The following is an 18,503-nucleotide window of genomic DNA, read 5'->3' on the forward strand; positions in this document are numbered from 1 at the left end:
TTGACGGCCTAAGAGCTGGGACGGTTTGGATCGCCCGGCGGGCGCGATGTCGGGTGGGAGCTCGACAGCCCGCCATCGACCGCAAGCGCCTGCCCGTTGACGTAGCTGGCCTCGTCCGACAGCAGGAACAGGGCTGCGGCGGCGATCTCCTCCGGTTGCCCGCCGCGCAGGAGCGGGTTCAACTGTCCGATCCTGTCTTCCTTGCCCGCCGCCCGCGCACCTTCGTAGAGCGGGCGGGTCATGCCCGTTTCGGTCAGGCCGGGGAGCACGGCGTTGATCCGTACGCCGGTGCCGGCAAGCTGCTGGGCGGCGGTCTGGACCAGATTGATGACGCCTGCCTTGCTCGCCGAATACTGCGCCGGCCCGGCGCCCGAGCGCAACCCGGCGACGGAGGCGGTGCAGAGGATCGCCCCACCGCCGCATTCGCGGATGGCGGGCGCTGCGTGCTTCACCGCGAGGAACGGTCCGATCAGGTTGACGCGCAGGACCTCCGCCCAGTCCTCAGGCGTGGCGTCGAAGAAGCCGCCGCGCACGCCGCCGGTGATGCCGGCATTGGCGAAGAATAGGTGGAGCGCGCCGAATTCCTTGCGGGCGGTCGCGACCAGCGCCTCGATGTCGGCTTCCGCGCCCGCATCGCCTGCCACCGCCAGCGCCATGCCGCCGCGATCGCGCACGATGTCGGCGGTCTCATGCACGGCGTCGGAGCGATCGAACGCGACGACCTGCGCGCCTTCCTGCGCGAACAGCAGCGCGCTCGCGCGGCCGATGCCCGAAGCGGCGCCGGTCACGACTGCGACCTTGCCGGCGAGGCGCGCGCTCATATCGTTGCGCCCCCGTCGACGACGATCATCTGGCCGGTTGTCCACCTGGCGGCGGGCGAGGAGAGGTAGACCGCCGCGCCGGCGATGTCGCGCGGCTCTCCGATCCGGCGCATGGGCAGGCGTGCCTCGGTCGCGGCGAGCGCCTTGGGGTTCTCCCACAGCGCGCGCGCGAAGTCGGTCTTCACCAGGCCCGGCGCGATGGCATTGACGCGGATACCGTGCTCGCCGTTCTCGACCGCGTAGTTGCGCACGAGCTGGAAGTCCGCCGCCTTCGAGACGTTGTAGGCCCCGATGGTCGGCGAACCGCGCAGGCCCCCGATCGAACTGACGACGATGATCGCCCCGTCGCCCTTCGCGCGCATGTCGGGCAGGGCGAGCTGGATCAGCCAGTGGTTGGAGAGGATGTTGTTGTCGAGCACCTTGCGGAACTGCTCGTCCTCGATCCCGTCCATCGAGCCGTAGTAGGGATTGCTCGCCGCATTGCAGACGAGGATGTCGACCGGGCCGAGCTGCTCCTTCGCGCGCGCGAACAAGTCCTGCAATTGCACTTTGTCGGAGATGCTGGCGGCGATCGCCACCGCGGCGCCGTCGCCGTGTGCGGCGTTGATCTCGGCCGCAACCTCGTCGCAGGCTTCCTGCTTGCGGCTCGAGATCACGACCTTCGCGCCCTGCGCCGCCAGCTCCTCGGCGATCGCGCGGCCGATCCCGCGGCTCGATCCGGTAACGATGGCGACCTTGCCGGTCAGATCGAATAGCGACATCGCGTAACTCCCTTGATTGCTATGGTATCATTTAACCTCAAACCGTTCGCCCTGAGCTTGTCGAAGGGCCACACTTTACTTCTAGCACTGCGCTCGAAGGAAGAACGGTGCTTCGACAAGCTCAGCACGAACGGAACTAGAGTGATTCACGTTATGCGCACGCTGCCTCAGACCGCCGCTCTCTCAGCAAAGCCCCACGCCTGCCGGGCGAGCGGGGCGATGCGCGCGGAGGCGGCGTCCGCATTGGCGTTCGACGCATTGCCGTCGATCGCGCGTTTCTTGATTCCCTGGATGATCCCTACCAGCCGGAACAGGTTGTAGGCGAAGAACCAGTTGAGGTCGGGCACTGAAGTGCGGCCGGTCGCCGCGCAATAGCGCTCGGTTGCCTCCTCCAGCGTGGGAATGCCGAGCGCGGGCAGGTCGAGCCCGCCGAGCTGCGCCCCGCGCTCGCCATGCGGCATCGCCCAGTTCATCGCGAGATAGGCGAAATCGGCCAGCGGATCGCCCAGCGTCGACAATTCCCAGTCGATCACCGCCAGTATCTCCGGCCGGTCGGGCGAGTAGATCATGTTGTCGATCCGGTAATCACCATGGATGATCGAGGTGCGGTCCTGTTGCGGCAGGGTCGCCGGGAGCCATTCGATCAGCCGCTCGACCTCCGGAATGTCGTCGGTCTGCGCCATGCGGTACTGCTTGGTCCAGCGGCCGACCTGACGCGCGAAGTAGTTGCCCGGCGCACCGTAGTCGCCGAGGCCGACCGCGACAGGGTCGACCGCGTGGAGCTTCGCCAGAGTGTCGATCATCGCGCGGTAGATCGCGCCGCGCTCCTCGGGCGCGCAATCGGGCAGGGCGCCGTTCCAGAAGGTGCGGCCTTCGACCAGCTCCATCAGATAGAACGGCGCGCCGATCACCTCCGGGTCCTCGCATAGCGCTACCGGCGCGGCGACGGGCACGCCAGCGGGGTGGAGCGCGGAAATAAGGCGATGCTCTCGCTCGACCGCATGGGCGGAAGGGAGCAGCTTGCCGAAGGGTTTGCGCCTGAGGACCAGCGGCCAGCGCTGGGTCTCGACACGGTAGGTCGGGTTCGACTGGCCGCCGGGGAACTTCTCGATGCTGCGGACTGCGCCGTGTCCCGCCGCCGCCTTACCCAGCCAGCGCTCCAGCGCGGCGCCGTCCAGATCGGCAAACGAGCTGTCGCTCATGCTTCGCGGTCCTGCTGCATGACGCGCTCCAGCGCCTCACCGCGCGGCCGCATCAGGCTCTCCTGCTGCGCGGTCGCGATCATCCGTCCGTCTTCTGCGAAGAAATGGCCGCGGCTGAGCCCGCGCGCACCGCCGGCCCAGGGACTGTCGGCGACGAACAGGTGCCAGCGGTCGAAGTCCGGCGTCTCGTGAAACCAGATCGCGTGATCGAGGCTCGTCGCCTGAACCTCATATCCGCCCGGGCGGATTCCGTGCGGCAGCATCGCCGTGCGGAGGAATAGCATGTCGGAGGCGTAGGCGAGCAGCGCGCGCTGCATGGCCGGCCCCGCACGGGTCGGCACACGCATCCGCATCCACGAGGCAGTCCGCGGCTCGCGCGGCCGCCGGCCGAACACCGACGACGGGTCGAGCGGGACGAGCTCGATGGGTCGCCGCTGCAGTCGATCGGCAATCGGGTGGTCCTCGGGTTCGGCATGGCGCTGCTTCCACTCGCCAAGACCGGCGAGCGCGGCCTCCACGTCGAGCGGGAACGGGCATTCCAGCCCGTGGCGGAAGCCCGGTTCCGGCCGGTGGAACGAGGCGATCATCGAGAAGATCAGCAGGTCGCCCTGCGACGCCTCGACCCTGCGCGTGGCAAAGCTGCGCCCGGCGGTGAGGTGCGTCACCCGATAGTCGACCGGCTCGTCCGCCATGCCCGGCTTGAGGAAGTAGCAGTGCAGCGAATGCGCTAGGCGATCCGCGTCCTCCTCCTGCGCGGCCGCCATCAGCGCCTGCGCAATCGCCTGCCCGCCGAACAGGCGCGGCCCCATCGCCGGGCCGGGCGCGCCGGTCCAGCATCCATCGCCCCCCGCCTCGCGCGGGGCGAGGAGGGAGGCGAGATCGATCGCAGTCTGGTCGTTCACGCAGTCTCCGGCATTCCCGTCCGCCAGTCCGAGCAACTTCAAGCTCAGAACGCCTTGCGGATTCCGATCTTGAAGTTGCGCCCCAATGGGTTCGCGGTGAAGGGGTCGTAGTTGTAGTCGAGCGCCGCGAAGCCCGGCTCCTTGTCGAGCAGATTGAGCACCGACAGGGTCAGATCGGTTTCGCTCGGAAGTCCGATCCGCACCGTAAAGTCGACCGTCGTGAAGCTGGGGATGTCATAGCCGGGCGCGCCGGGCTCCAGCCGCTGATCGGTGTAACCCTGGATATGGGTGACGGTCAGCCGCGCGTTGTGGCGGTCCCAGCCGAGGTCGGCATAGGCGTTCAGCTTCCACTCCGGCAGCGGATAGGCGGTCGTCTGGTAGTTGAGCTTGCCGACTGCCGAGAAGCCCGGCTGGATCAGATCCTCGCCGATGAAGAAGTCATTGGTCTGGAAGTCGATCACGTAGCTGCCGGTGACGCCGAGGCCCCAGGTGCCTTCGGAGCCGAAGTCACCGCGGTAATTCGCGACGAAGTCGATGCCGGACGTCGAGAGGCCCGCCCCGTTGGTGTAGAACGTATCGATGGTCGTCACGTTGGAGAGCGTCGGGGTGAGCGTCCCGCAGCCCCCGGTCGCGGGCCCGCCGGAGAAAGTGAAGCGGTTCACCAGCGGGTTGGAGCAATCCGCCGCTGCAGTGCCCGGCGTGCTCGATCCGTCCGTGCTGTTGAACACCGAATTGAGCAAGCCCGACAACGGCTCCGCCACGATGTCGTCGGAGAAGTCGTACCGCCAGTAATCGACGCTGGCGCGGAAACCGCCGAATTCGACCATCACGCCGCCGCCGTAACTCTCGGCACTTTCGGGAACGAGCGTGGGATTGTCGTTCACTCGCACCGCACGGAACGATCCGCCGACGAACTGCAGCGAGGTCAGATAATCGCCGGCGGTCAGAATCGTGGAGGGCGGTGCACGGAAGGTGGTCTGGTACGATCCGCGCAGGGCCAGCCAGTCGGTGACCTGCACGCGCGCGCTCGCCTTGGGATCGAACGTCGATCCGACCGAGCCGCCGTAATCCTCGTAACGCGCGGCGAGCTGGATATCGATGCGGTCGCCGATCGGGATCTGCAGCTCGCCGAACAGGGCATAGACGTCCTGCGAGCTGGAGTTCGGCCGGTCCGAGCCGAGGAAGCCGAACAGGCCGATCGGCCGCTCGCAGTCCTCCACCCCGAAGTCGAGGGAGGCGGGGCAGGGATAGATGTCGAGATTGTTGTACGGACCGTAAGCCGCGTCATAGTCGTTGCGGCGATACTGCGCGCCGAGCGCGTAGCCGATCCCGTTGCCGCCGCCGAGGCTGACGCCGGTGTCGCCGCTGAACACGAGATTGGCGACCATGAGCTCGTTGGAGATGCGGCTGGTCGACTTCTTGGTGAAGTAGTCGAAGATGGCCGGATCGTTCGCGACCGAAGCGTCGTAGCCGGGATTGCCCTCGCCGGTGATCGCGTTCGCTTGGATCGCATTGGAGAATGGATTGAAGAACATGCACGGCCCGACGCCCGGCGTGCCCGTCAGCGGGTCACAGTCCTCACCGCCGAGCCCGCGCAGTGCGAGCTGTACCCGATCGATGATCGTGTCGTAGCCGGTCGATTCGCGGATGTACTTGTGCCAGGTGCCGCTCAGCTCCCAGTTGAACGCGTCCGAGTGGCTTCCCCGCAGGGCGCCGGTGAAGCGCATCGACTCGCTGTCGCGGGTCATCGGCGACGCCCCGTCGATCCCGTTCTGATCCTTGAAAAGCGGGTTACCGCCGAGGAGGGCCGTCCGAAATACCCCGGCGGCGAGAAGCGCGCTGTTGGCACCGGAAGGGAACTGATCGGGATTGGCCTCGCGATAGGCGATCAGGCCGGGGTTGTTGGGCGGGACCCAGAATTGCGAGCCGATCGGATTCGCGAGACCCGGCGTAGGCGTGTTGAGAATGAGATAGCTCGGCGAGGTGTTGGCAGAGATGGCGGTGTGGCCCAGGAGGCCCGAAAACTCGGCCGCGATCTCGTCCGTCAGGTCGATCTCGGTCTCCAGATAGGCCTGCCAGCGGTTCTCCTTCTCCACCAGCAGGTCGAACGGCGTGTACTGAATGGCGCAGCGAGTGGCGCTGTCGATGCCGGTCGGGACTGATTCATTGACCGGCAGACCGCCCAGCGGCTCGCACCCGCGGTCCACCTGGAAGCCGCTGGTGAGGCCGACGAACGTGCCCGGGTAGAAGGCGAAAGGCAGGAAGGCGCCGGGGTTGCCCCCTTCGGTGAAGCCGCCCGCCGGATTGTCGGCATAGGGACGGATGGCGAAGTCGCGCTCGCTCACCGCGAGCGGCGAGCGGTGCTGGTAACCGAAGCTCGCCAGGACTCGCAGCCCGTCGCCGTCGTGGCCGAACGCGCCCGAGGCGGTCCAGTCCCCGTCCGACCCGTCGATGAAGCGATAGTCTCCGCTGACCACCAATCCGTCGAGCTGCTTGTTGGTGATGAAGTTCACCACGCCGCCGATCGCGTCGGAGCCGTAAGTCGCGGCGGCGCCGTCCTTCAGCACCTCGATCCGCCCGATGGCGGCGGTGGGCAGCAGGTTGGCATCGACCGCGGCGACGCCGATCGGCGAATTGGCGAGCCGCTGGCCGTTGAGCAGGACGAGCGTGCGCGACGGGCTGAGCCCGCGCAGGTTCACGGTCGCAACGCCTTCCGACCCTTGGGAACGCGAATCGAACTGGTTCGAATCGCCGAGCACGCCGCTGGATCCGGGCAGATTCTTGATGAGATCGAGCGCGGTGGGAGAGCCCTGATCGACCAGTTCGTCCTGCGTGATCACGTCGACAGGCAGCGCCGCATCTTCCGGCGTTCCGCGGATGAGCGAACCCGTAACCACGATGACCGGGTTTTCAGGAGCGGCGCTTTGCGGTGGTTCCTGGGGCTCGGCTTGCGCCATGGCCGGACTGGCGCCGGCGAGCCCCATAACGAGAGCCGACAGGGCGCACGTGTACCGAAGACCGTGTTTTCTCATCTTCCTCTCCTCTCCTGTGCGTTGTGCTCTCAGACACATACCCACTTATCGAAAGTGGAGTATTTCGGGGACCTTCTGTCAAGCCCTTTGTGAATTGAGCGGGCCTGTGAGGCCGGTAGAGGTTGTGGAAGAATGCCCGGACCATGCTTCCGAAAACATGCCGTTCAGCGCGGAGAGGAGGTGAGTTTTCTAGGAAGAGGTCCTAAAGTCGGGGGCGTACCGCGTTTTACGAGACTGGTTTCGAAAGCAAAGCCATGCACGGTGCCTGCGGCAGTCGATGGGTTTTGACTTGCCACTCATACCCTTAATTCGAACAGCAGGGTTCCCAACGACGAGTGCCGGGCCGTGGACAAGCGTGTCCGCCTACTCGGTGCCGCACGCGCGCCCGATCCTCCCCATTTGCCGGCGGCCAAGGGAGGATCGGGTTGCTTCGCGAATTCGAGCGGCTTTGGCCTCAGCCGTTGAAGCTTTCCCCGCGCTTGGCCTTGCCGCGCAGATAATCGCTGACCGGAAGCCCATGCTTCTCCAGCCCGGCGACCACCGTATCGAGGCCGATCGTATCGGCCCAGAACATCGGACCGCCGGTGTAGAGCGGCCAGCCGTAGCCGTTGATCCACACGACATCGATGTCGCTCGCGCGCTGGGCCATCTTCTCCTCGAGGATTTTCGCGCCTTCGTTGATCATCGGATAGAGCAGGCGCTCGCGGATCTCGTCCTTCGAGATCTCGCGCTGCTCATGCCCTTCCTTGGCCGCGAAGTCGGCGATGATCGCCTTCACCTCGTCCGACGGCGTGCGGTTGCGCGCCTCGTCGTAGTCGTAGAAGCCCTTGCTCGCCTTCTGGCCGAAGCGGCCCGCGGCGCAGAGCGCCTCGCGCACGGTGGTCACTTTGCTCGGATCGCGGTGCCAGCCGATGTCGATGCCCGCGAGGTCGCCCATCTGGAACGGGCCCATGGGGAAGCCGAATTCGAGCAGCACGTCGTCGACGTCCCAGTAGTTCGCGCCTTCCATGATGAGCTGGTTCGCCTGCTCCTGCCGCTTTGAGAGCATGCGGTTGCCGATGAAGCCGGGGCACACACCCGAGACCGCGGCGACCTTGCCGATCGTCTTGGCGAGCTTCATCGCCGTCGCCAGCACATCGCCGCGCGTCTTCGCGCCGCGCACCACCTCCAGCAGCTTCATAACATTGGCCGGCGAGAAGAAGTGCAAGCCGAGGACATAGCCTGGCCGCCCGGTCGCGGCGGCGATCTCGTCGATGTTGAGGTAGCTGGTGTTGGAGGCGAGGATCGCGCCCTGCTTGACCACGCCGTCGAGCGTGCCGAACACTTCCTTCTTCACATCCATGTTCTCATAGACCGCCTCGATCACCAGATCGCAGTCGGCAAGGTCGGCATAGTCGAGCGTGGGGGTGAGCAGGTCCATGGCCACCTCGACCTGCTCCATCGTCATCCGGCCGCGCTTGGCGGTGTTCTCGTAGTTCCGGCGCATGACGCCGGTGCCGCGCTCGAGCGCTTCCTGCTTCATCTCCAGGATCGTCACCGGAATACCCGCGCTGAGGAAGTTCATCGCGATCCCGCCGCCCATCGTGCCCGCGCCGATCACGCCGACCTTCCTGATCGGGATCAGCGGGGTGTCGGCGGGCACGTCGTCGATCTTGTTCGCCGCGCGCTCGGCGAAGAAGTAGTGCCGCATCGCCTTCGACTGCGTGCCGCCCATCAGCCTGGCGAACAGCTCGCGCTCCTTCTTCACGCCCTCGGCATAGGGCAGCTCACCCGCCGCCTTGACCGCCTCGATCGCGGCGTTGGGCGCATCGAAACCGCGCATCTTGCGGCCGTTCTTCTGGCGGAAATCGTCGAAGATCGCGGGGTTCTTCACCCCGTCCTGATTGGCCGTTCCTTGCGACGCGCGCGGCACCGGCTGGCCGATCTTCGATTTCGCGAAGGCGATCGCGTCCGCCTCCAGGCTGTCCTCACCCACGATCGCGTCCACCAGCCCGATCGCCTGCGCCTTCTTCGCCGGAATCGGATTGCCGGTCGCGACCAGCGGCAGCGCCGCTTCGGCGCCGACGAGGCGCGGCAGGCGCTGCGTGCCCGCGGCGCCGGGGATCAGGCCGAGCTTGACTTCGGGCAGACCCAGCTTCGCGCTCGGCACTGCGACGCGGTAGTGGCAGGCCAGCGCGACCTCGCATCCGCCGCCGAGCGCCGTGCCATGGATCGCGGCGACCACCGGCTTGTCGCTCGCCTCCAGCTTGTCGAGCGCTTCGGGGAGGCTCGGGCCCTTGGGCGGCTTGCCGAATTCGGTGATGTCCGCCCCGGCGAAGAACGTGCGCCCGTCGCAACGGATCACGACCGCTTCGACTGCGTCGTCGCCCAGCGCTTCCTCGATCCCTGCGGCGAGCCCCGCGCGTACCGCCTGGCCGAGGGCGTTCACCGGCGGATTGTCGGATACGATCACGAGCACATTGTCGTGGCGTTCGGTGCGGATCGGGGTGGTCATCGTGCGCTCCTTCATGCGTAGCTTTCCGCCAGTGCCGAGTAGATCAGCGTCTTGAGCTGGCGGCGGATGGGATAAGTGGACGAGGGGTAGAGCTGGGTCATGAAGACCATCGTAATCTGCTCGACCGGATCGACGAAGAAGGCGGTCGAGTAGGCGCCGCCCCAGTAGAATTCGCCCTTGCTTGCGGGCATCAGCGTCCTGGCCGGATCGATCACCATGGCGAAGCCGAGGCCGAAGCCGGTGCCGGCGTTGTTCGCCTCGGAAAAGAGGCTCTGGCTCATTTGCGTGAGGTCGGTACCGCCCGGCAGGTGGTTGGCGATCATCAGGTCGAGCGTCTTGGGCGCGACGATCCGCGCGCCGCCCAGCTCGCCCTTGTTCAGCAGCATGGCGCAGAAGCGGTGATAGTCGGCCGCCGTGCCGATCAGGCCCCCGCCGCCGCTGTCGAACTTGCCTTGTTCGAGCAGCCTGCTCTCCGCCGCGCGATCGATCAGTCGTGGCGGTTTGCCCGGACGATAGCCATAGGCGTCGGCCAGTCGCTCGCCCTGGCCTTCGGCGACGCGGAACGCGGTGTCGCTCATCCCGAGCGGTTCGAAGATATGCTGGCGGAAGTAATCGCCCAGCCGCATCCCCGAGAGCCGCTCGACCGCGATCCCGAGCACGTCGGTCGAAACGGAATAGTTCCAGCGCGTGCCCGGTTCGAACTCGAGCGGAATTCGCGCCAGTGCCGCGACATACTCGTCGGAAGTGATCTTGCCGCGCGAAAGGTCGAGCTCCGCTGCGCGATAGGCGGCATCGACGCTGCTGCGGTTCTGGAAGCCGTAAGTCAGCCCCGACATATGCGTCATCAGGTCGACGAAGCGCATCGGCGCGCCCCGCTGCACCGGCGCGAAGGGCAGGGCGCCGCCGCCGCCCGCGTAGGCGCCGAGCTCGGCGAACTCCGGGAGCACCCGCGCTACGGGATCGTCCAGCGCGACCTTGCACTGCTCGACGAGCTGCATGAACGCGATCGAGGTCACCGGCTTGGTCATGCTGGCGATGCGGAACAGCGCATCCTCGCGCATCGGCGTGCCGTCATCGCGCAAGGTTCCGAACTGCGCGTGGTGGACCGGTTTTCCGCCGCGCGCGACGAGCAGTTGGGCGTTCTTCAGGCGCCCGCTCTCGATATATTGCGCCTCGAGAAACGCATCGATCCTAGCCAGTCGCGCCGTGTCGAAGCCGAGCGCCGCCGCATCCGCCAATTCGATCATGACCTTTCCCGCATGGTGCCGTTATCGGCATACCTCGTTTTCTGACTGCTGCTGATAGACGATTTTTCGCTCTTTTGAAGCCTCATACCTGAAATTCAGAAAACAACCAGTTGCACCTTGCCACGCAGCGTCCCTTCTGCATAAATCTCCGGCAAAGAATCGCACAAGACGAAACCGAAAAAAGAGGATTGCCCGAATGCGCGACGCCGTCATCGTATCCACCGCCCGCACTCCGCTCGCCAAGGCGATGCGCGGCGCTTTCAACGCGACCCACGCCGTGCAGCTCGGCGCCTGGTCGGTCGCCGCCGCGGTCGAGCGGGCGGGGCTGGAAGGCGGCGAGATCGACGACGTGATCATGGGCGCCGCCAACCAGCAGGGGCAGCAGGGCTTCAACATGGGCCGGCAGGTGGCGCTGCGGGCCGGGCTGCCGGTGGAGGTCGCGGGGATGACGATCGACCGCCAGTGCTCCTCCGGCCTGATGGCGATCGCGACGGCGGCCAAGCAGATCATCGTCGACCGGATGGACATCTGCGTCGCCGGCGGGGTCGAATCGATCACCTCGCTTCGCTCGACCAAGCCGAACACGCAGCGCGACGACGAGCTGCTCAAGATGCACCCCGACATCTACATGCCGATGATCGGAACGGCCGAGGTCGTGGCCGAGCGCTACGGCATCGTGCGGGAGGCGCAGGACGCATATTCGCTTCAGTCGCAGCAGCGCACCGCGGCGGCGCAGACGGCGGGCCGGTTCGACGACGAGATCGTGCCGATCACCACGACGATGAACGTGACCGACAAGGCCACTGGCGAGGTGAGCCAGCGCGAGGTCACCATCGCGATGGACGACTGCAACCGGCCCGACACCACGCTGGAAGGGCTCGCGAAGCTCCAACCCGTGATGGGCGAGGGGCATTGCATCACGGCGGGCAACGCCAGCCAGCTTTCGGACGGCTCGGCGGCCTCGGTGCTGATGGAGGCCGAGGTAGCGAAGGCGCGGGGCCTCGAACCGCTCGGCCGCTATGTCGGCATGGCGGTGGCAGGCGCGAAGCCGGACGAAATGGGCATCGGCCCGGTCTTCGCGATCCCCAAGCTGCTCGATCGGTTCGGGCTCGGCATCGGCGATATCGGCCTGTGGGAGCTGAACGAGGCGTTCGCGGTGCAGGTGATCTACTGCCGCGACAAGCTCGGCATTCCGGACGACCGGCTCAACGTCAACGGCGGCTCGATCTCGATCGGACACCCGTTCGGCATGACCGGCGCGCGCTGCGTCGGGCATGCGCTGATCGAGGGCAAGCGCCGCGGTGTGAAGTATGTCGTCATCACCATGTGCGTCGGCGGCGGCATGGGCGCGGCCGGTCTGTTCGAGGTGCTCTGACCATGGCGACGCAGGCAAAGGATCTCGCTTCCGCGATCGGCTGGACCCCGCCGGAAGGCTGGCCCGTGCGGACCCGCGAGGATTGCAAGGCGATCCTCACCGCGCCCGGGCAACGCTTCGAGATGGAGACGATCGACATCCGCGGCGTGCCGACGCGCGTGTGGAAGAACGCGCCGCCGAACCTGCGCGCGATCGCCATGGCCGGGCGCATGCACGGCGAGCGCGAGTTCACGATCTACGAGGACGAGCGCGTCACTTACGACGCGTGGTTCCGCGCCGTCGCGAAGCTGGCGCACGAGTTCCAGGCGCGCGGCGTGGCAAAGGGAGACCGCGTCGCGGTGGCGATGCGGAACTTGCCCGAATGGCCCGTCGCGTTCTTCGCCGCGGTGACGATCGGCGCGATCTGCGTGCCGCTCAACGCCTGGTGGACGGGGCCGGAGCTCGCCTACGGCCTGAGCGATTCGGGCACGAAGCTGCTGGTCTGCGATGCGGAGCGCTGGGAACGGATTGCGCCGCATCGCGGCGAATGCCCCGATCTGGAGACGGTGTTCGTCTCGCGCTGCCAGGGCGAACCCGAAGGCGCCGAACGGCTCGAGGCCGTGATCGGCACGCCGAAGGGCTACGCCGATCTGCCTCAGGCCGAACTGCCCGAAGTCGAAATCGCGCCCGAGGACGACGCGACCATCTTCTACACGAGTGGCACCACGGGGAACCCGAAGGGCGCACTCGGCACGCACCGCAACCTCACCACCAACATCATGTCGAGCGGCTACAACGCCAGTTGCGCCGTGCTGCGACGGGGGGATGAGATGCCGGAGCCGGCGCACAAGGTCGGCCTGACGGTGATCCCGCTGTTCCACGTCACGGCCTGCTCCGCCGGCCTGATGGGCAACGTCGCGGCGGGCCACACGATGATCTTCATGCACAAGTGGGACCCGGTTAAAGCCTTCGAGATCATCGAGCGGGAGAAGGTGAACTCGACCGGCGGCGTGCCGACGATCGCCTGGCAACTCATCGAGCATCCCGAGCGCAAGAACTACGACCTGTCGAGCATCGAGGCGATCGGTTACGGCGGCGCACCCTCGGCGCCCGAGCTCGTGCGCAAGATCCGCGAGGTGTTCGGCGCGCTGCCCGGCAACGGCTGGGGCATGACCGAGACGATGGCCACCGTCACCGGCCATTCGAGCGAGGATTACCTCAACCGGCCCGACAGTTGCGGCCCGCCGGTCGCCGTCGCCGACCTCAAGATCATGAACGAGGACGGCACGCAGGAGCTGCCGCGAGGCGAAGTCGGCGAGCTCTGGGCGCGCGGGCCGATGGTGGTGAAAGGCTACTGGAACAATCCCGAAGCGACCGCGGCGACGTTCGTGGACGGCTGGGTCCGGACGGGTGATCTCGCGCGGCTCGACGAGGAAGGCTTCTGCTATATCGTCGACCGGGCAAAGGACATGATCATCCGCGGGGGCGAGAACATCTATTCGTCCGAGGTCGAGAACGTGCTCTACGATCACCCTGCGGTGACCGACGCAGCGCTGATCGGCCTGCCGCACCCGCAACTGGGCGAGGAGCCCGCCGCCGTCGTCCACCTTGCTCCCGGTTCCACTGCGAGCGAGGAAGAACTGCAGCGCTGGGTTGCCGACAGGCTGGCGAAGTTCAAGGTGCCGGTGCGGGTGGTGTTTACGGAGGAGACCTTGCCGCGCAACGCGAACGGCAAGATTCTCAAGAAGGATTTGGCCGCGCTGTTCTAACGGAAAGGCCGGCGGCGCGGTTGGCACTTTCGCCCGCGCTGTTGTAACGGGCCTGACATGGGGGACCCGATGGCGAGCAAGAGTGCGGAGACGAGACGGTTTGGCGAGAAGCGCCAGGCCATCATCCATGCCGCCTCGGTGCTGATAAACGAAACCGGAGTCAAGGCGACGACCCTGTCCGACGTCGCGCGCGCGATCGGACTCAACGCGACCAGCATCACCTACTACTTCTCGCGCAAGGAACAGCTCGTCGTCGCGGTCTACGAGGCGACGCTCGACCTGATGGAGCAGATGGCGGCCGACGCGCTGGCCGAGCCCGATCCCGCGTCGCGCCTGCGCCGCTACATCGCCGACCACGTCGCGCTGCGCAGGCGTATCCGGGGCGGGGAAAGGGGGCTGGTGACGGCGCTGTCGGAAATCCGCACGCTCGACCCCGAGACCCAGGCGCCGCTGCTCGCGCGCTACAGGACGGTGGTGAAGCTGGTGCGCGGCTTCTTCGGCGAGGCGCGGTCGGATCGCGACCACGCGCTGTTTTCCGCTCGCGCGCATATCCTGCTGGAGGCGATGATGTGGTGGCCGGTGTGGTCGCTGCGCTATTCCTCGCTCGATTTCCCGCGCGTCGAGGAGCGGATGTTCGACATCCTCGCGCACGGCATCCCGGCCGAACCGGAGCGCTGGTCGCCCCGGCCTCTGCCCGATCGCGGCTGGCGCACGGAGAAAGTGGCCAAGCCGAGCCAGAACGACGAATTCCTGCGCGCCGCCACCGTCACGATCAACCAGCGCGGCTATCGCGGGGCATCGGTCAACCGGATCGCGAAGTCGCTCAACGTGACCAAGGGCAGCTTCTACCATCACCACGACGCGAAGGACGATCTCGTGCTGGCCTGTTTCCAGCGCAGCTACGACAGGCTTTCCGCGGTGCAGATGGCCGGGCAGGAGATCGAAACGGATTACTGGACGCGGCTGGCGAGCGTGCTGCGCGAGCTGGTCGACGTGCAGTTCTTCGACGCCATGCCTCTGCTGCGCACCACCGCGCTCCAGTCGCTCGACAGCGATCAGCGGACCGATGTGGTCACGCGCTCCAACCGGCTGGCCCGGCGGTTCGCGGGAATGCTGATCGACGGGATCGCCGACGGCTCGGTGCGGCCGATCGATCCGCTGGTGGCCAGCCAGATCATCATGTCGACGCTCAACAGCGCCTACGAGGCGCGCAACTGGGCCGGGCGGTTCGATGATCCCGAGATGGCGATCCGGACCTACGTGTCGGCGCTATCCTCGGGGCTGCTCGCGCCGCCGGGCGCCGACTGATCAGCCCTTGGCGAGATCGCGCGGTTCGCGCACTCGAAACACCAGCAGCAGCAATGCAATGACGAGCGCACCGAGCACGAGCGCGAAGAGCGGCGTGAATCCCCAGGCCGCGACGATCAGGCCGGCGAGGACCGGCCCGGACGCGGCTATGATGCCTTCCACCGTGGTCACCAGCGCAAGCCGCATGGGCGTATCCTCGGTGCGGCCGAATTCGAGCACCATCGTGCTCGCGGCCAGCAGCCAGCCCGATCCGCCGAAGCCGAGCAGCACGAACGCGCCGTAAACGGGCGCCGCGGCTTCGGCGAAGATCAGCAGCACCACGCCTCCGATCGAACAGAGCAGCGCGAGTGCATAGACGATGCGGAATCCGAAGCGGTCCCCCATCGGCCCCCAGACGATGTTCGAGACCGTGTCCGAACCCAGAAACACGAAGCTGAGCCCGCCGATCAGCGCGCCGTCGAGCCCGAGCAGGCCGCCGGCATAGACGGTCCAGAACGGGGCACCGACTCGGGCCATGGTGGCGAAGCTCTGCGTGCCGAGGAAGTTGGCGAAGTCGCGGTCGGCGAGCAGCTCGGGAAATTCGCGAATGCGGTCGCGCAAGGGGATCTGCGGGCGCGACACTGGGGCGGGCGGCTCGCGAATCATCGTCTTGAGCACGACCAGCCCGGCGCTGGTGAGCAAGAAGGCGAAGAGGAACGTGGTCGCGTAGCCGTTGCCGAGCCAGTTTCCCGCGATGAACCAGTTGCCCGCGACCCAGGCCAGTACCGCGGCGATCAGTCCGCCGGCGAAATTGCGATAGCCCTGCAACCGCCCGCGCTTTCTGATGGGGATCAGCTTGCTCATCAGCATCTGGAAAGCGACGCGCTGCGCCCCGGTGAAGAAACCGAGCAGGAGGAAGAAAGCGAAGGTCGCCAGCAGCAGCGCCTCGCCGGTCAGCAGCCACCCCGCGAGCGCGAGGCCGAGGATCATCAGCCGCATCAGCGAGCCGACCCGGATCGCGTAGGGCAGGATATGGCTGCGATGCTCGATCCGCGCGCCGCTGGCGATCGGGCTGATGGTCGCGCCGAGTTGCAGCAGCGCGGTGCCGAGCCCCACGGCGGCCGCGCTGCCGGTCAGCAGCATCAGATAGGCCGGGATGATCGTCGGGGCGTAGATCAGGCGAAAGCCCGTCATCCCCAGCACGCCGTGGATGAAGTTCGCCCGGTAATTGCGCGTCAGGTTTTCGTCGACGAACCGCGCGTGATCGGCCAGCGCCCGCTGTTGGGCGCTGGCCGTGTCACCTAGGCCTTCGGGATCCTCAAGCGGATCCAATGCCTCAATAGCCGCCGATCCGCGCGAACCGGTCGCGCAGGTAGGAGGTGCCGCCCCAGCTCGCCTCGAGCACGCGGGCGCGCTTGAGGTAGAAGCCGATGTCGTACTCGTCGGTCATGCCAATGCCGCCGTGGAGCTGGACGCCCTCGCGGCTGATCGTGTGAAGCACGCGGTTGGCTTCCGCCTTGGCGATCGTCGCCGCCCGCGCGACGCCGAACCCGCTGTCGAGCGCCTGCAACCCGCCCTCGACCGCCGAGCGCATCATCGCGAGATCGCCGAACAGATCGGCCATGCGGTGCTGCAGCGCCTGGAAGGTGGCGAGCACCTGATTGAACTGCACGCGCTGCTTCAGGTAATCGAGCGTGGTGTCGAACACGGCCTGCGCCATGCCGAGCATTTCGCAAGCGGTCAGGACACGCGCGCGATCGAGCACGTCGTCGAGCAGGCTGTCGCCGCCGCCGGCGAGCTTGTCCGCCGCCGCGCCGTCGAAGGTCACCTCTGCATGGCTGCGCTGGTCGGTCAGCTTGCGGGTCGAGAGCGATACGCCGTCGCCCTTCTCGACGAGGTAGAGCCCGTCCGCCGCTGCGACCACGAACAGGTCGGCGCTGTGCGCCTCGTGAACGAAGGCCTTGGTGCCGGAGAGCTTCCCGCCCGATACGCTCGCGGCAATCTTCGCCGGGTTGTGATGCGGCCCCTCGTCTATCGCAAGCGTGCCGATCGCCTCGCCGCTCGCGAGCCGGGGCAGCCATTTCGCCTTCTGCTCCTCACTGCCGCCGAGCACGATCGCCGTCGCGGCGAGCGTCGTGGCGACGAGCGGGCTCGCGGTCAGTGTCTTGCCCAGTTCCTCGACCACCAGCCCGGCCGAGAGCCAGCCGAAATCCGATCCGCCGTGCGCTTCGGGCACGACGATGCCGGCCCAGCCCATCTGCGCCATCGCCGTATAGGCCTCGCGATCGAACGCCTCGGGCGCGCCGCTCGCGCGGACCTTGCGGAAGGCCGCGACCGGGCTTTCGTTCGTGGCCCAGTCACGCGCCATGTCGCGCAGCATTTCCTGTTCTTCGTTGAGAACCGCCATGTTCTTCGCGCCCTCTTACTGATGGTCGAGCATGCCAAGCACGCGCTTGGCGATGATGTTGTTCTGGATCTCGGTCGAGCCGCCGTAGATCGTCGTCGCCTTGCCGAAGAGCCAGGCGCGCACGCCGGAAAGCTCGGCGTCGGTGAAACCTTCGCCTTCCCAGCCGAGGCCCTGCAGGCCCATGATCTCGATCGTCAGCTCAGCCCGCTCCTGCCCGAGCTTGGTGCCGAGCTTCTTGAGCACCGAGCTGATCTCCGAAACGCCGCCGGCGGCCTTGCTTTCCTCGGTCGCGCGGCGCGCGGTGAGGAGGAAGGCGTTCCAGCGGATCTCGAAATCGGCGATCCGGTCGCGCAGAACCTTGTCGGCGATCGCGCCGCTTTCGTCGGTTTCGACGTACTTCTTGGCGATATCGGCCAGGCTCGCGCCCATCATGCGGGCGAGGCTGCCGCCGCCCGACAGGTTGGTGCGCTCGTGCTGGAGCAGGCGTTTGCCGATCGTCCAGCCCTGACCTTCCTCGCCGACGAGGTTTTCCTTGGGCACCTTCACGTCGGTGAAGAAGGTTTCGCAGAACGGGCTCATGCCGCTGATCATCTGGATCGGGCGGACTTCGACGCCCGGCGCGTCCATGTCGATCAGCAGGAAGCTGATGCCCTTGTGCTTGTCGCTCTTGTCGGTGCGCACGAGGCAGAAGCACTTGTCCGCCCATTGGCCGCCGCTGGTCCAGGTCTTCTGTCCGTTGACGAGATAGTGGTCGCCCTTGTCCTCGGCGAAAGTCTGGAGATTGGCGAGGTCGGACCCGGCGTTCGGTTCCGAATAGCCCTGGCACCAGCGGATTTCGCCGCGGCAGATCGGCGGGATGTGCTCGCTCTTCTGCGCCTCGCTGCCGTATTCGAGCAGGGTCGGGCCGAACATCATCACGCCCATGCCGCCGATGGGATTGTAGGCGCCGGCCTTCGCCATCTCCTCATTGAGGATCGCCGCCTGCCTGCGCGACAGCCCGCCGCCGCCGTATTCCTTCGGCCAGGTCGGTGTGCCCCAGCCGCGCGCGCCCATCGCCTCGCGCCACTTGCGCTGCGTTTCGCTCTCCTCGGTCGGTCCGTCGACTCCGGCCAGTGCGCTGCCTTTGCCCTTGAGCTCGGGCGGAAAGTTCTCCGCGAGGAAATCGCGCACTTCCTCGCGGAAGGCATCGTCCGCGCTTGGTGCTTTCAGATCGGGCTGGGTCGCCAT

The 18,503-nt window shown here is 66.8% G+C and carries 13 protein-coding genes; 3 read left to right on the forward strand and 10 right to left on the reverse strand.

The genetic code is table 11. The features are described 5' to 3' along the window. Window positions 1-8: 8 nt before the first annotated feature. The 7 genes from JNO53_RS08810 to JNO53_RS08840 all read right to left on the reverse strand — a co-directional run bounded on the left by JNO53_RS08810 (window position 9) and on the right by JNO53_RS08840 (window position 10,459). Window positions 9-821, reverse strand: coding sequence for an SDR family NAD(P)-dependent oxidoreductase (locus JNO53_RS08810; RefSeq protein WP_203109814.1), 813 nt, complete (start codon window positions 819-821; stop codon window positions 9-11). Further along, window positions 818-1,582: an SDR family NAD(P)-dependent oxidoreductase gene (locus JNO53_RS08815; RefSeq protein WP_203109816.1), complete on the reverse strand. Its 765-nt coding sequence runs from the start codon at window positions 1,580-1,582 to the stop codon at window positions 818-820. The genes JNO53_RS08810 and JNO53_RS08815 overlap by 4 nt, the downstream gene beginning before the upstream one ends. Window positions 1,583-1,749: 167 nt before the next feature. Then, a complete protein-coding gene (locus tag JNO53_RS08820; protein WP_203109818.1) occupies window positions 1,750-2,784 on the reverse strand; it encodes a phosphotransferase family protein in 1,035 nt (344 codons plus the stop codon). Continuing rightward, a complete protein-coding gene (locus tag JNO53_RS08825; RefSeq protein ID WP_238401782.1) occupies window positions 2,781-3,728 on the reverse strand; it encodes an acyl-CoA thioesterase in 948 nt (315 codons plus the stop codon). Before JNO53_RS08825 ends, JNO53_RS08820 begins: the two co-directional genes overlap by 4 nt. Window positions 3,729-3,730: 2 nt before the next feature. Then, on the reverse strand, window positions 3,731-6,718 hold the full coding sequence (locus JNO53_RS08830; RefSeq protein WP_203109825.1) for a TonB-dependent receptor domain-containing protein: 2,988 nt from the start codon (window positions 6,716-6,718) through the stop codon (window positions 3,731-3,733). Between the two features lie 454 nt (window positions 6,719-7,172). Then, the gene (locus JNO53_RS08835; protein WP_203109827.1) at window positions 7,173-9,212 is read right to left on the reverse strand and encodes a 3-hydroxyacyl-CoA dehydrogenase NAD-binding domain-containing protein; all 2,040 of its coding nucleotides are present in this window, start codon (window positions 9,210-9,212) and stop codon (window positions 7,173-7,175) included. An 11-nt stretch (window positions 9,213-9,223) separates the two neighbouring features. Continuing rightward, window positions 9,224-10,459, reverse strand: coding sequence for a serine hydrolase domain-containing protein (locus tag JNO53_RS08840; protein WP_203109829.1), 1,236 nt, complete (start codon window positions 10,457-10,459; stop codon window positions 9,224-9,226). A 196-nt stretch (window positions 10,460-10,655) separates the two neighbouring features. Between JNO53_RS08840 and JNO53_RS08845 the strand changes: the two genes are divergently transcribed. The 3 genes from JNO53_RS08845 (at window position 10,656) to JNO53_RS08855 (ending at window position 14,890) form a co-directional block, all read left to right on the forward strand. Continuing rightward, the gene (locus JNO53_RS08845) at window positions 10,656-11,834 is read left to right on the forward strand and encodes an acetyl-CoA C-acyltransferase (RefSeq protein WP_203109831.1); all 1,179 of its coding nucleotides are present in this window, start codon (window positions 10,656-10,658) and stop codon (window positions 11,832-11,834) included. Between the two features lie 2 nt (window positions 11,835-11,836). Beyond that, on the forward strand, window positions 11,837-13,582 hold the full coding sequence (locus JNO53_RS08850; RefSeq protein ID WP_203109833.1) for a class I adenylate-forming enzyme family protein: 1,746 nt from the start codon (window positions 11,837-11,839) through the stop codon (window positions 13,580-13,582). Window positions 13,583-13,651: 69 nt separating this feature from the next. Continuing rightward, entirely contained in the window at window positions 13,652-14,890 is a 1,239-nt protein-coding gene (locus JNO53_RS08855) for a TetR/AcrR family transcriptional regulator (protein WP_238401783.1), read from the forward strand. Here the strand turns inward: JNO53_RS08855 and JNO53_RS08860 are convergent, their stop codons facing one another. Genes JNO53_RS08860 through JNO53_RS08870 form a run of 3 tightly spaced genes read right to left on the reverse strand, consistent with a single transcriptional unit; the run spans window position 14,891 to window position 18,503 of the window. After that, the gene (locus tag JNO53_RS08860) at window positions 14,891-16,201 is read right to left on the reverse strand and encodes an MFS transporter (protein ID WP_203109837.1); all 1,311 of its coding nucleotides are present in this window, start codon (window positions 16,199-16,201) and stop codon (window positions 14,891-14,893) included. A gap of 4 nt (window positions 16,202-16,205) precedes the next feature. Next, window positions 16,206-17,276, reverse strand: coding sequence for an acyl-CoA dehydrogenase family protein (locus tag JNO53_RS08865; protein WP_203109839.1), 1,071 nt, complete (start codon window positions 17,274-17,276; stop codon window positions 16,206-16,208). Between the two features lie 15 nt (window positions 17,277-17,291). Continuing rightward, window positions 17,292-18,503, reverse strand: coding sequence for an acyl-CoA dehydrogenase family protein (locus tag JNO53_RS08870; RefSeq protein WP_203109849.1), 1,212 nt, complete (start codon window positions 18,501-18,503; stop codon window positions 17,292-17,294).

Source organism: Altererythrobacter sp. C41 (assembly GCF_016803135.1).
Taxonomy (GTDB): domain Bacteria; phylum Pseudomonadota; class Alphaproteobacteria; order Sphingomonadales; family Sphingomonadaceae; genus Pelagerythrobacter.

Coding starts and splice junctions, on each gene's coding strand:
- JNO53_RS08850 (WP_203109833.1), top strand. CDS start 11,837: ATGGCGACGCAGGCAAAGGATCTCGCTTCCGCGATCGGCTGGACCCCG.
- JNO53_RS08855 (WP_238401783.1), top strand. CDS start 13,652: ATGGCGAGCAAGAGTGCGGAGACGAGACGGTTTGGCGAGAAGCGCCAG.
- JNO53_RS08815 (WP_203109816.1), bottom strand. CDS start 1,582: ATGTCGCTATTCGATCTGACCGGCAAGGTCGCCATCGTTACCGGATCG.
- JNO53_RS08820 (WP_203109818.1), bottom strand. CDS start 2,784: ATGAGCGACAGCTCGTTTGCCGATCTGGACGGCGCCGCGCTGGAGCGC.
- JNO53_RS08830 (WP_203109825.1), bottom strand. CDS start 6,718: ATGAGAAAACACGGTCTTCGGTACACGTGCGCCCTGTCGGCTCTCGTT.
- JNO53_RS08845 (WP_203109831.1), top strand. CDS start 10,656: ATGCGCGACGCCGTCATCGTATCCACCGCCCGCACTCCGCTCGCCAAG.
- JNO53_RS08865 (WP_203109839.1), bottom strand. CDS start 17,276: ATGGCGGTTCTCAACGAAGAACAGGAAATGCTGCGCGACATGGCGCGT.
- JNO53_RS08870 (WP_203109849.1), bottom strand. CDS start 18,503: ATGGCGACCCAGCCCGATCTGAAAGCACCAAGCGCGGACGATGCCTTC.
- JNO53_RS08840 (WP_203109829.1), bottom strand. CDS start 10,459: ATGATCGAATTGGCGGATGCGGCGGCGCTCGGCTTCGACACGGCGCGA.
- JNO53_RS08810 (WP_203109814.1), bottom strand. CDS start 821: ATGAGCGCGCGCCTCGCCGGCAAGGTCGCAGTCGTGACCGGCGCCGCT.
- JNO53_RS08835 (WP_203109827.1), bottom strand. CDS start 9,212: ATGACCACCCCGATCCGCACCGAACGCCACGACAATGTGCTCGTGATC.